The following is a 13034-nucleotide window of genomic DNA, read 5'->3' on the forward strand; positions in this document are numbered from 1 at the left end:
CTCAGGCAGCGCGGGCCTCGCGGATCGAACTTTCCAGGATGTCGAGCGCCTCGTTCATGACTCCGTCCTGGATGGTGATCGGCGCGAGGAAGCGGATGACGTTGCCGTAGACGCCGCAGGTGAGCAGGATCAGGCCCTTGTCGAGCGCCTTCAGCCGGACCGCATTGGCGAGTTCCGGCGACGGCAGCCCCTTCGCCACATCGTTGAACTCGACCGCGTTCATGAAGCCGGGGCCTCTGATATCGACGATTTCCGGGGCTTCGTCGCGGATCGCTTGCAGGCGCTGCTTCAGACGGTTGCCCAGCGTGTTGGCCCGGTCGCAGAGCTTCTCCTCGTCGATGACGTCGAGCACGGCATGCGCCGCGGCGACGCCGATCGGGCTGCCGCCATAGGTGCCGCCGAGCCCGCCGGGGTTCGGCGCATCCATGACATCGGCGCGCCCGGTGACCGCCGCCAACGGGAAGCCGCCGGCCAGGCTCTTGGCCATGGTGGTGATGTCGGCCGCCACCTCGTGGTGATCCATGGCGAACATCTTGCCGGTGCGGGCAAAGCCGGTCTGCACCTCGTCGGCGATCAGCAGCATGCCGTGCTGATCGCAGATCTTGCGCAATGCGGTCATGAAATCGCGCGGCGCCTCGTAGAAGCCGCCCTCGCCCTGCACCGGCTCGACGATGATCGCGGCGACGCGGGCCGGATCGACATCGGCCTTGAACAGCCGGTCGAGCGCAGCCAGCGAATCGGCGACCGACACGCCGTGCAGCGGAACCGGGAACGGCGCATGGAAGACATCCGCCGGCATGGCGCCGAAGCCGACCTTGTAAGGCACGACCTTGCCGGTCAGCGCCATGCCCATGAAGGTGCGTCCGTGGAAGCCGCCGGAAAAAGCGATGACCGCCGGCCGGCCGGTGGCGTTGCGCGCAATCTTGATCGCGTTCTCGACCGCTTCGGCGCCGGTGGTGACAAAAATCGTCTTCTTGTCGAACTTGCCGGGCAGCATGCCGTTCAGCCGTTCGGCCAGCCTGATATAGCTCTCATAGGGCACGACCTGATAGCAGGTGTGGGTGAAGCGGTCGAGCTGCGCCTTGACCGCTTCGATCACCCTGGGGTGACGGTGGCCGGTGTTGACGACGGCGATGCCGGACGAGAAATCGATGTAGCGGCGGCCTTCCACATCCCAGATCTCCGAGTTTTCGGCGCGATCGGCATAGATCTGAGTGGTCATGCCGACGCCGCGCGAAATCGACTGGCTCTTGCGTTCGGAAATGGCTGAATTTGTCATCGTATCCCTCACCGGGCCGGCGCCCGCTCTCGTTTGATGGCTGTTGAGACTCTTCTGGGCTTATTTCAGGTTTTCCTCAAGTTGGCACTGGCGGCGGGTGATTGGGCCTGCGGTCCGGCAGCTACGCGATGATGGCCGGCACTATCGCCGGCGCAGCGATCATGCTGCTGTTCCTGCCGGCGCGCTATTCGGCGTGGTTCAGGTCAAGGAGCCGAAAGAGGCGGAGGGCGAGGCGGGAGATAGCAGTGCCATTGTGGAGGGTAGCGGGGCCTAAGGCGGAAGTTGAGTTCCTTCGCGCCCCCCTCTGTCCTGCCGGACATCTCCCCCTCAAGGGGGGAGATTGGCAGTTTCAGTTGCCTCGCCAGCCTTCCGGCGTTTGTCATTGGCGAAAGCGGTAGAGCGAATGATCTCCCCCCTTGAGGGGGAGATGTCCGGCAGGACAGAGGGGGGCGCGACAGAGCGCGACCTGGAATGTTAAACTACGTCCTCACGAACCCCTCGCTGGCCCTCAGCAAATTGCGCGTATAATCCTTGGTGACACGGCGTTCGACAAGATCGTCCGCGGTCAGATTCTCCATCGCCTCGCCGTTCTGCATCACCATCAGCCGTTCGCACATGTGGGTGATGATGGCTAGGTCGTGGCTGACCATCAGGAAGGTCAGCTTGCGGCGGCGCCTGATCTCTTCCAGCAGGTTCAGCACCTCCGCCTGCACCGAAGCGTCGAGCGCCGAGGTCGGCTCGTCGAGCAGCAGGATCGACGGTTCCAGAATCAGGGCGCGGGCGATCGCCACGCGCTGGCGCTGACCGCCGGACAATTGATGCGAATAGCGAAAACGGAACCCGGTGCCGAGGCCGACCTCGTCGAGTGCCCGCTGGATGCGCTTTTCGCCGTCGGCGAAGCCGTGAATGGCGAGCGGCTCCTGAAGCAGGCGGTCGACGGTCTGGCGCGGGTGCAGCGAACCGTACGGGTCCTGGAAGACCATCTGCACCTCGCGGTAGAACGCCTTGTCGCGACGCGCGCCGAGCATTTTGCCGTTGACCGCGATGGTGCCTGATGCGGCCGGCGCCAGGCCGGCGATTGCCCTGAGCAACGTCGACTTGCCGGAGCCGGACTCGCCGACCAGGCCGAAGGATTCACCGGATTCGACCTCGAGGCTGACGCCTTTCAACGCGCGGAAGCGGTCGAAGACCACCTCCAGCCTGTCGACGGAAAGGGCTGCCGTCATGCTGCCCACTCCGGCTTGCGGTCGAGCACCGGCAGCGGGTGACGGTCGGCGCCGATCTTGGGCATGCAGTTGAGCAGGCCGCGCGTATAGGGATGCTGGGCGCGGCCGAGCTCCGAGGCTTTGAGCTGTTCGACCACCTTGCCGGCATACATGACGATCACACGATCACAGAAGGACGAGACCAGGCGCAGATCGTGCGAGATGAAGATCAGCCCCATGCCGCGCTCGCTGACCAGCCGGTCGAGGATGCCGAGCACGTCGAGCTGGACAGTGACGTCGAGTGCCGAGGTCGGCTCGTCGGCGATCATCATTTCCGGCCCGGCGATCAGCATCATGGCGATCATGGCGCGCTGGCCCATGCCGCCGGAAACCTCGTGCGGATGCAGGTCGAAGACACGGGCCGGATCGCGGATCTGCACAGCCTCCAGCATGGCCAGCGCGCGGTCGCGGGCTTCGGCCTTGGAGACCTTCTCATGCGTGCGCAGCGTCTCGACGATCTGGCGGCCGATGCTCATCACCGGGTCGAGCGAATATTTCGGATCCTGCAGGATCATGGCGATACGCTTGCCGCGCAGCGCGCGGCGCTCGCGCGGCGGGGCGGCCAGCAGGTCGATGCCGTCAAAAGCGAGCGTCTTCGCGGTCACCTCGGCCTGCGGCGGGGTGACGCCCATGATGGCGCGGCCGGTCTGCGACTTGCCCGAACCGCTCTCGCCAACAATGCCGAGCCGCTCGCGGCCGAGCGAGAAGGAGACGCCGCGCACCGCCTCGATCAGGCCGGTGCGCGTCGGGAAGGTAACGCGCAGGTCGTTGACTTCGAGAAGCGTGCTCATTGGTCGCCACTCATTGGTCGCCACTTCGGGGATCGAGCGCGTCGCGCAGTCCGTCGCCGAGCAGGTTGAAGCCGAGGCTGACGATGAGGATGGCAAAGCCCGGAGCACCCGCCACCCACCACTGGTCGAGCACGAAGCGGCGGCCCGACGCGATCATCGCGCCCCATTCGGGCAGCGGCGGCTGCGCGCCGAGGCCGAGGAAGCCGAGGCCGGCCGCGGTCAGGATGATGCCGGCCATGTCGAGCGTCACCCTGATGATCAGCGAGGAGATGCACAGCGGCATGATGTGGCGAAGCACGATGCGAAACGGCGAGGCGCCCATCAATTGCACCGCCTTGATATAATCGGAATTGCGCACCGTCAGCGTTTCGGCGCGGGCAATGCGCGCATAGGGCGGCCACGAGGTGATGGCGATGGCAAGCACGGCATTTTCGATGCCGGGGCCGAGCGCCGCGACAAAGGCCAGCGCCAGGATCAGCTTCGGAAAGGCGAGGAAGATGTCGGTGATGCGCATCAGGATCGCATCGGTCCAGCCGCCGGCGTAACCGGCGACGGTGCCGACCAGCAAGCCGATCGGCGCGGCGATAATGGCAACCAGAATGACGACGTAGAGTGTCCAGCGCGAGCCGAAGATGATGCGCGAATAGATATCGCGGCCGAGATCGTCGGTGCCGAACCAGTGCGCCGCACTCGGCGCCAGCAGCCGCGAGCCCTTGAGGTCGCCGAATGTCGGCGAATAGGGCGCCAGCACATCGGCGAATGCCGCGACCACCAGCAGGGCGACGATGATGAGCAGGCCGGCAAACGCCAGCCGGTTGGCGGAAAAGCGCCGCCACGCCACATAGGCGCGGCCGAGCCTCGCCTGCACGCGCGACGCCGGCCGCTCGCTGAGCAGCCAGTCGCGGCGGGTTTGAATCGCTTCCGTGCTCATCCTGCCTTGGTCCTCATCCTGCCTTGGTCCTTGGATCGAGCAGCCGGTAGAGCAGGTCGGAGAATAGATTGATGGCGATGAAGACCGAGCCGATGATGATCGTGCCGCCAAGCACGGCATTCATGTCGGCGTTCTGCAGCGAGTTGGTGATGTAGAGGCCGATGCCCGGCCACGAAAACACTGTCTCGGTCAGCACCGAGCCTTCGAGCAGCCCGGCATAGGACAGAGCGATCACCGTGACCATCGGCACCGCGGCGTTGCGCAGCGCGTGACCCCAGATGATGCGCGTTTCCGACAGGCCCTTGGCGCGCGCTGCGACGATGTATTCCTGGGTGAGTTCGTTCAGCATGAACGAGCGCGTCATGCGGCTGATGTAGGCGAGCGAGAAATAGCCGAGTAGCGAAGCCGGCAGGATGATGTGGCGGAAGGCATCGGCAAATACATCCCACTGCCGCTGCCAGAGCGCATCCAGCAGGTAAAAGCCGGTAATCGGCGTGAAGGTGTATTCGTAGACGACGTCGAGCCGGCCGGGAAAGGCGACCCATTGCAGCTTGGCGTAGAACAGCACCAGCGCCAGCAGCCCCAGCCAGAAGATCGGCACGGAATAGCCGACAAGGCCGATGATGCGCACGATCTGGTCGATGACGCTGCCGCGCCGCACGGCGGCCAGCACGCCAAGCGGCACGCCGATCACCGAACCGATCAATGTTCCCAACGTCGCCAGTTCGAGCGTCGCCGGAAAGGCGCGGCGGATATCGGTCATCACCGGATTGGTGGTCAGCACCGAGGTGCCGAAATCACCGTTCAGGGCATGTTTGACATAGATGTAGAACTGCTCGACCAGCGGCAGGTCGAGGCCCATCTCGCGGCGCGTTCGTTCGACGACGTTGGCCGGCGCCCGGTCGCCGAGCACCGCCAACACCGGGTCGATCGGGATCACGCGGCCGATGAAGAAGGTCACCGCGAGCAGACCGAGATAGGTCGTTATCGCGATGACCAGGAACCGGGCGATAGATGAGGCCACGGCAACGGCGCGGGCGCCGCCGCGCCCTGCCGTCACCTCGCTTTCAGCCACACTCATACGGCGCGTCCGCCGGCGTCACTCCCCGGCATCACTCTTTCGAGACGGGGCCGACGAAGTTGGTGTCGAAGCTCGGGCCGAGCGCAAAACCCTTGAGGTTCTTGCGCAGGCCGGCCACTTCCAGCTGCTGGTGGATGATGACGAAGGGGCTGGTATCGAGGATCTTCTTCTCGAGATCCTGGTACATTGCGGCGCGCTTGGCCGCGTCCTTCTCGAGCAGGGCGGCTTCGGTCTGCTTGGTCAAGTCCGGGATGTCCCAGGCGTTGCGCCAGGCCAGCGTCTTGGTCTTGCCTTCATCCGAATTGTCGGGGTTGCTGGCGAAGGTCTGGGCGTTGGAGTTCGGATCGAAATAATCCTGGCCCCACTGGCCGATATAGATGTCGTGGTTGCGGGCGCGGTATTTGGTCAGCGTCTGCTTGCCGTCGCCGGGGATGATCTCCAGCTTGATGCCGGCCTGTCCCAGCGTCTGCTGGATCGATTCCGCCATGCCCGTCGTCGGCTGCCCGGTACGCACGTCCATGGTGACGCTGAAGCCGTCGGCGAGGCCGGCCTTGGCGAGCAGTTCCTTGGCCTTGGCGACGTCGAACTTGAACGGGTTCTCGTCCAGTTCGCCGAGCACGCCCTTGGGCAGGAAGGTCTGGTGGATCTCGCCGATGCCCTTGAGGATGGTCGTGCTCAAGGCGTCGTAGTCGACCAGATATTTGAAAGCCTGGCGAACCTCGGGCTTGGCGAGGTTCGGGTTCTTCTGGTTGAGGCTGATGTAATAGACCGTGCCCTTCGGCGCGCTGGTGGTGGTGAGGTCGGCATTCTTGGCGATGGCATCGAGGTCGTTCGGCTCGAGATTGCGGGCGACGTCGATATCGCCGGCTTCGAGCGCCAGGCGCTGGCCCGAGCTTTCCTTCATGTTGCGATAGATAACGCGGGCAAGCTTGGCTTTTTCGCCGTAGTAATTGTCGTTGCGCTCAAGGACGACGGCCTCGTTGGCCCGCCATTCGCGCATTTTGAAGGCACCGGAGCCGGCATAGCCGGTCTTCAGCCAGGCGTTGCCGAAATCATTGTCCCATTTGTAGTCGGCGCTCGGGGTGACCGCAGCGACATGCTCCTTGACCAGCTTGGCGTCGACGACCGAAGCGACGGTCGCCGAAAGGCAGTTCAAGACGAAGCTCGGCGCATAGGCCTTGTCGACGGTGAACTGGAACGTCGTGTCATCAACGGCCTTGGCCTTCTCGGTGACGTTGCCGCCATCGATACCGAACTGGCCGATAATAAAGGCCGGGCTCTTGTCGAGCTTGATGGCGCGCTCGAACGAATAGGCGACGTCGGCCGCCGTGATCGGATTGCCGGAGGCGAATTTGAGGCCGGGCTTGAGCTTGAATGTGTAGGTCAGGCCGTCGTCGGAGACGCTCCAGCTTTCGGCGAGATCGCCCTTGACCTTGGATGTGTCGCTGAGGTCGAGGCGTACCAGAAGATCATAGGTGTTGCCGGTGACCTCTGCGGTCGACAATTCGAATGCTTCGCCCGGATCCATGGTGATGATGTCGTCGATGGCGAAACCCTCGACCAGCGTGTCGGCGGGCGTGACCGCGAAGGCAGGCGCAACGGCCAGAAGCAGCGCGGACATGGCCGCGCCCGCGAGCAAGAAGCGGGAGCGTAGAGCAAACTTTTCCATCATCATTTTAACTGTTCCCTGTTTTTGTTGACCTGAGTTCCCGGCTCAGGGTTGTGGCATTTCTTGCCGCGTCGAACGGTGATCCCCGGACCGTTGTCTTGGCAATTTTTTGTGCGGTTCCGGTTCACCATATCCGGCGGTTTCGAGCGCGGCAACGAGCATTTGCAGAACGGTCGATTGGGCCAGACCGGCGGTGCGAAAATCCGGCTATTTCAGCGCGGTAACCAGGTCGGCGTCGGGAAAGCAGGTAGCGGAACGGCCGTTGCTGGCCTGCCATTTGCCGATCGAGCGGCGCGTCTTGAAGCCAGGCAGGCCGTCGGCGCTGCCGACATCGTAGCCCTTAGCTTCCAGCGCCCGCTGCAGGGCGGCGATGTCGGAGCGGTAGAGCCCGCCGACCGCGCCCCAATTGCCCGAGAAATTGCTGTCGCCATGGGCGATGCGATCGGCGCCATGGCCGATGAACAGGGCATAGAGATCGCTGGTGTTATACTGCTTCAGCACATAGAAATTGGGGGTGACGATGAAGGCCGGGCCGCTACGCCCGGCCGGCATCAAAAGAAAGCCCTCGGCTTTCAGTTCGCTCGCCGGGAACGGTTTACCCGACACACGCCTGATGCCCATATCAGCCCACTGGGAAATCTTCTTGCCCTGGTCCGGACCTTCGAGCGAGCACGAGACGCTGTCCGGCACAGTCACCTCGAAGCCCCAGCCGCGGCCCCTGACCCAGCCATAATGGACGAGATAATTGGCGATCGATGCCAGTATATCGGGCGTCGAATTCCAGATGTCGGTGCGGCCGTCGCCGTCGAAATCGACGGCATGCTTGAGGAACGATGTCGGCATGAACTGCGGCTGGCCAAGCGCGCCTGCCCAAGACGATTTCATCGCGCCGACCGGGGCAAGCCCGCGCTCGACGATCGCGAGCGCAGCCAAGAGCTCGGTGCGGAAGAATTCCTTCTTGGTCGACATGAACGCCTTGGTGCCCAGCACCTCGAAGGCGTCATAAGGCATCTTCGCCGCGCCGAAGCCGCTCTCGCGGCCCCAGATCGCCAGCAGCACTTCGCCAGGCGCGCCGTAGCGTTTCTCGATCGCGGCAAGAGTCCTAGCGTTGGTCGCCTCGCGGGTGCGGCCGCCGGCGGTCACCGTTCGGATTATCTTTTCAGCGAAATAGGCGCCCGGCGAACCGAACTCGGCCTGATGCTGCTTCTGCGGCGTCGTCGCCTTCTCGCCCGGCTTCACCAGGTCGGGCAGCTTCAGGTTCGGCTTGACGCCTTCGAAGGCGGCATCGAAGGTTTTCCTGGAGATGCCTTTGGCCTTGGCTTCGGGCCAGAGGTCGTTGCCAAGCCAGGCGCGGAACTGGTCGTCGATCTTTGCCGCCGAGGCGGGGGTGGCGAGGATCAACCCAAGTAGGGCTGCTAGAAACGAGAGGCAGGCTAGTGTGCGAGCTCGGCGTTCTGTCGCGCCCCCCTCTGTCCTGCCGGACATCTCCCCCACTTGGGGGGAGATTGGCTGTCGCGTCTGTTTTCGCCAATCTTCAACGTCGCAAGCTTGGCGGGGATGTCGAGGCTGCCGATCTCCCCCCTGGAGGGGGAGATGTCCGGCAGGACAGAGGGGGGCGCGACGGAACGCAATCATCTCGGAAGCACTCTCCCCGCAACTCGCCTCAAAACACCGTCCGCGAGCGCAGTGCGGCGGCCAGCGTGCCTTCGTCGAGATAATCGAGTTCGCCGCCGACCGGAACACCGTGCGCCAGGCGCGTCACCTTGATGTCGAAGCCGGAAAGCTGGTCGGTGAGGTAGTGCGCGGTGGTCTGGCCCTCGACCGTGGCGTTGACGGCGAGGATCACTTCCTTGACTTCGCCGCCGGCGACGCGATCGACCAGCGAACGGATGTTTAGCTCATCAGGACCAATGCCGTCGAGCGGCGACAGCGTACCGCCGAGCACATGGTAGCGCACGTTCATGGCTGTCGCCCGCTCCAGCGCCCAAAGGTCGGCCACGTCCTCGACGACGATGAGCGTAGTGGGGTCGCGGCGGGGGTCGGTGCAGATCATGCATGGATCCGAGGTATCGACATTGCCGCAGGTCGAGCAGATGCGCACCTTGTCGACCGCCTCGCCCATGGCGGCGGCGAGCGGCGCCAGCAGCTGTTCCTTCTTCTTGATGAGGTGGAGCGCGGCGCGGCGTGCCGAACGCGGACCGAGCCCCGGCACCTTGGCCAGCAGCTGGATCAGGCGTTCGATCTCGGGACCGGCGATTCGCTTAGACATCGCACCGGTTTAGGATTTTTCCGCACGCTTTGGAACTCTGCTGAGGCGGGCGACCGGGCAATCGCTTCAGGCTTGAATTCGCCCGTCACCCTTTTCCGGGCGTTGGCGCTGCCCCTCACCCGCCTGCCGGCGACCTCTCCCCGTATAGTGACGGGGAGAGGAACGCTCTTATCGACGGTTTCGCCAATCATCATCGTTGCAGAATGTACGCCAGGATTGCGGCCGTCCCCCTTCTCCCCGTCACTATACGGGGAGAAGTGCCCGGCAGGGCGATGAGGGGCGGCGCCGACTCCACGTATTTGTCTGTCCGAAGCGACTGCAAGCCACTAGGGCCGTCAGTTTTCTTCCAGTGGCCGGGTCTGGCCGGCGATCATCGCGCCGATGGCGTCGGTGTTCTCGGGCGTCGCCTCGAACGACATTGTCGGCTCTGCCGGCGCGGCCTGGAAGGAGGTGACAGGCCGCTCGCTCACGGTTCCGCCAAAACGGGCCGCATCCGGCTCCTGCATTGGTTCCTGCAGCGCCACAAGCATCGGCTTCTCCGGTGTCGCCCTCGCCGCGGTTGCCATCCCGGCAGTCACCCTTGTCTGCTTTGCCGGCAGCGATGCCGCGGCGGTCACATAGGTCGCTTTGGCGAATGTCGGCTTGGCGCTGCGTGCCGGCTCCGCCGAGGCGACAAGTATGGCCTGAGCGGCAGGCGCTTGCGGCTTGGCCTGGGCCATGGCGACCACCGGTTCGTCCGGCAGCGGCTGCCAGTTGCGGCCGCGCTTTTCATAGAAGGCATTGCCGCCGGCGACCATGGTGTAGTGCATGTTCTTGTAGGGGAAGCGCAGGCCGGCGGTGTGGAAGAACATGGTGTTCTTCAGCTTGGCTTTGCGCTCGCCCTTGAGCACCGCCTCGGCGGCTTCCTCGACGTCGGGCATCGCCTTCGAATTCATCGGCCGTGTCATGACGCCCGGCGCGAACTGCCCGCGCTCGCCGACGACCTGGCAGATGGTGTTGCCGTGATTGCCGGACCGCAGCCGGTTCATCACCACCGTGCCGACCGCAATCATGCCGTCACGGCTCGACCGGTTGGACTCGAAGAACATTGCCCGCTCCAGGCACTCCTTTTCCTTCGGCGTGGAATTGTAGGAGCGCGAGCTCAGGAAACTCGGCGTAATAGCATCGGTCAGGCTGGACATGCCGTGCGAGGCGGTCTGACTGCAAGCGGCCAAAAACAGCGGCGAGATAACGACGCCGAGCCGCAACGGCGTCTTCCATCGGGTAGAGATCAACAGGTGTCCCCTCAATTCTGCTGCCAGCCCGCCTCTGGTTGCGGCAAGAATGAGACACTTTCAGGCAAAAAGATGGCTAAAGCGTTATTAAGTGTGGGGAGTTGCCTAATAGACACAGCTGGCGGTAGAGCGAGCACTGGGCCGCTGCACTCTTCGGCCACTGTAACGGCATACCGATTGACTAGCGCGTCGCGTTCGACCGGCCTCATGCGACGCGCTTTAGGTTCTTGTTTTGATGCATGTCGTTATCGCAAAACCGCTGCACACTTTTGCGCGACATGCACTAGCCTTAGAACGGCAGTTTCATTCCCGGCGGGATCGGTAGGCCCGCGGTCAGCGCCCTGGTCTTCTCCTGCATGATCTGCTCGACCTTGGTCCTGGCGTCGTTGTGGGCAGCGAGAAGCAGGTCCTCGAGAATCTCGACCTCGTCTTCCTTGAACAGCGACGGGTCGATCTTCAGCGACTTCATCTCGAATTTGCCGGTCAGCGTGACGCTGACCAGGCCGCCGCCGGCCTGCCCGGTGGCTTCCAGCGTGGCGATCTCATCCTGCATGGCCTGGAACTTGGCCTGCATTTCCTTTGCCTTGCCCATCATGCCGAGAAGGTCTTTCATCGCACGGTCCTTTGCAGCTGGTGCTGGTTGTTTCAGGTTTCGTCGTCGTCGGCCGGCGGCTCGACCGGCACGTCGGCCTCGTCGGCTTCCGGCGCGTCGGGAATGCGCACGTCGATGATCTTGGCGCCGGGAAAGCGCGCCAGGATGGCGGCGACCGTCGGGTCGCTCTTGGCATCGAGGAAGGCGTTTTCGCGCTTTGTCGATTCCAGCTCGGCCAAGGTCTGGCCGCCCTCTTCCTTCGACAGCGACACCAGCCAGTTGCGGCCGGTCCAGGCGCGCAGCTTGGCGGTCAAATCGTTGAGCAACATCTTCGGCGCATCGTCGGTCAGGCTGACGTCGATACGACCGGGCTCGACGCGCACCAGGCGCACGCAACGCTTCACCAACACCTTGAAGGCCATGTCGCGCTGGGCGTCGGCAAGGGCGACAATGTCGGCCAGCGATTTCACCGGCACCGGCGGCGCCTCGACCGCCGGCTCCGGCGGAGTAACGAAGTTGGTCGGCACCGGCTCGGCCTCGACCAGACGCATTGTCTGGGCGCCGCCATTGGCCATCGGCATCCGCGCCTGCGCCACGGCGCCGGCACCACCGCTTGCAGGCGCATGGTTTGCGGGGCCGGGGCTTGCCGGCGTGCCATTCACGCGCGGCGCAGTGCCCGGCAGGGTACCGCCGTTCTCCAGCGATTTCAGCGCCTCGTCCAGCGTCGGCAGGTCGGCGGCATGGGCCAGCCGGATCAGCACCATCTCGGCGGCGCTGACCGGGCGGTTGGAGGTCTGCACCTCGGGAATACCTTTCAAGAGCATCTGCCACGTCCGCGACAGCACCTTGACCGACAGCATGCTGGCGAAATCGGCGCCGCGCCGGCGCTCGTCCTCGGACAGCGAGGCGTCGTCGATGGCAGCCGGCACGAAACGCAGACGGGTGACCAGATGGTTGAACTCGGCAAGGTCGGTCAGCACCGCGGCAGGATCGGCGCCGGTATCGTACTGGGCACGGAATTCGGCAAGTGCGGCGGCGACGTCGCCCTTCATGACATGTTCGAACAGGTCGACGATGCGGGCACGGTCGGCAAGGCCGAGCATAGCACGCACCGCTTCGGCGCTGACCGCGCCGCCGCCATGGGCGATCGCCTGGTCGAGGATCGACTGCGCATCGCGCATCGAGCCTTCGGCCGCGCGCGCGATCATCGCCAGCGCATCGTCTTCGACTTCGATGCCCTCCAGACCGGCTATCCTGGCAAGGTCGGCCTTGATCATTGCCGCATCGATGCGCCTGAGGTCGAAACGCTGGCAGCGCGACAGGACGGTGATCGGCACCTTGCGGATTTCGGTGGTGGCGAAGATGAACTTGACGTGCGGCGGCGGCTCTTCCAGCGTCTTCAGCAGGCCGTTGAAGGCCTGGTTGGAAAGCATGTGCACTTCGTCGATGATGTAGACCTTGTAGCGCGCCGACACCGGGGCGTAGCGCACACGCTCGATGATGTCCCTGATGTCGTCGATGCCGGTATGCGAGGCGGCGTCCATCTCGATGACGTCGACATGCCGGCCTTCCATGATCGCCTGGCAATGCTCGCCGAGCACGGCAAGGTCGACGGACGGCTGGTCGACGGTCGATGTTTTGTAGTTCAGGGCCCGCGCGAGTATGCGCGCGGTCGTCGTCTTGCCGACGCCACGCACGCCGGTCAGCATCCAGGCCTGGGCGATGCGGCCGGTGGCAAAGGCATTGGTCAACGTGCGGACCATCGGCTCCTGGCCGATCAGTTCGGAGAAATTCGACGGTCGGTATTTGCGCGCCAGCACGCGGTAGGCGGCAGGCTTGTCCAATTTCCCGGCCTCGTTTCCGGCTTCGCTCATTCGCCCGTT

Annotated in this window: 11 protein-coding genes; all 11 read right to left on the minus strand. The window is 64.2% G+C overall.

Annotated elements, in window-relative coordinates; translation table 11 throughout:
* Position 1 precedes the first annotated feature (1 nt).
* Positions 2 to 1279, minus strand: coding sequence for a 4-aminobutyrate--2-oxoglutarate transaminase (locus NKI52_RS12905; protein WP_352576922.1), 1278 nt, complete (start codon positions 1277 to 1279; stop codon positions 2 to 4).
* Between the two features lie 479 nt (positions 1280 to 1758).
* The gene (locus tag NKI52_RS12910; RefSeq protein WP_352698166.1) at positions 1759 to 2505 is read right to left on the minus strand and encodes an ABC transporter ATP-binding protein; all 747 of its coding nucleotides are present in this window, start codon (positions 2503 to 2505) and stop codon (positions 1759 to 1761) included.
* Positions 2502 to 3335 (minus strand): ABC transporter ATP-binding protein, encoded by an 834-nt coding sequence (locus tag NKI52_RS12915; RefSeq protein ID WP_352698168.1) that lies wholly within the window; start codon positions 3333 to 3335, stop codon positions 2502 to 2504. The genes NKI52_RS12910 and NKI52_RS12915 overlap by 4 nt, the downstream gene beginning before the upstream one ends.
* A gap of 10 nt (positions 3336 to 3345) precedes the next feature.
* Positions 3346 to 4266, minus strand: coding sequence for a nickel transporter permease (gene nikC / locus NKI52_RS12920; RefSeq protein WP_352448584.1), 921 nt, complete (start codon positions 4264 to 4266; stop codon positions 3346 to 3348).
* Between the two features lie 13 nt (positions 4267 to 4279).
* Positions 4280 to 5347: an ABC transporter permease gene (locus NKI52_RS12925; protein WP_023676874.1), complete on the minus strand. Its 1068-nt coding sequence runs from the start codon at positions 5345 to 5347 to the stop codon at positions 4280 to 4282.
* A gap of 31 nt (positions 5348 to 5378) precedes the next feature.
* On the minus strand, positions 5379 to 7022 hold the full coding sequence (locus NKI52_RS12930) for an ABC transporter substrate-binding protein (protein WP_352570314.1): 1644 nt from the start codon (positions 7020 to 7022) through the stop codon (positions 5379 to 5381).
* A gap of 201 nt (positions 7023 to 7223) precedes the next feature.
* The gene (locus tag NKI52_RS12935) at positions 7224 to 8501 is read right to left on the minus strand and encodes a lytic murein transglycosylase (RefSeq protein ID WP_352577509.1); all 1278 of its coding nucleotides are present in this window, start codon (positions 8499 to 8501) and stop codon (positions 7224 to 7226) included.
* 178 nt (positions 8502 to 8679) lie between these two features.
* Complete coding sequence (recR, locus tag NKI52_RS12940) at positions 8680 to 9285, minus strand: recombination mediator RecR (RefSeq protein ID WP_352448580.1); 606 nt, start codon at positions 9283 to 9285, stop codon at positions 8680 to 8682.
* 335 nt (positions 9286 to 9620) lie between these two features.
* Entirely contained in the window at positions 9621 to 10559 is a 939-nt protein-coding gene (locus NKI52_RS12945; protein ID WP_352570310.1) for a cell wall hydrolase, read from the minus strand.
* A gap of 289 nt (positions 10560 to 10848) precedes the next feature.
* Positions 10849 to 11172 (minus strand): YbaB/EbfC family nucleoid-associated protein, encoded by a 324-nt coding sequence (locus NKI52_RS12950; protein WP_023676870.1) that lies wholly within the window; start codon positions 11170 to 11172, stop codon positions 10849 to 10851.
* A gap of 32 nt (positions 11173 to 11204) precedes the next feature.
* Positions 11205 to 13025: a DNA polymerase III subunit gamma/tau gene (locus NKI52_RS12955; RefSeq protein ID WP_352570308.1), complete on the minus strand. Its 1821-nt coding sequence runs from the start codon at positions 13023 to 13025 to the stop codon at positions 11205 to 11207.
* Between the last annotated feature and the right edge of the window lie 9 nt (positions 13026 to 13034).

The organism is Mesorhizobium sp. M0590, from assembly GCF_040320905.1.
Classification (GTDB): domain Bacteria; phylum Pseudomonadota; class Alphaproteobacteria; order Rhizobiales; family Rhizobiaceae; genus Mesorhizobium.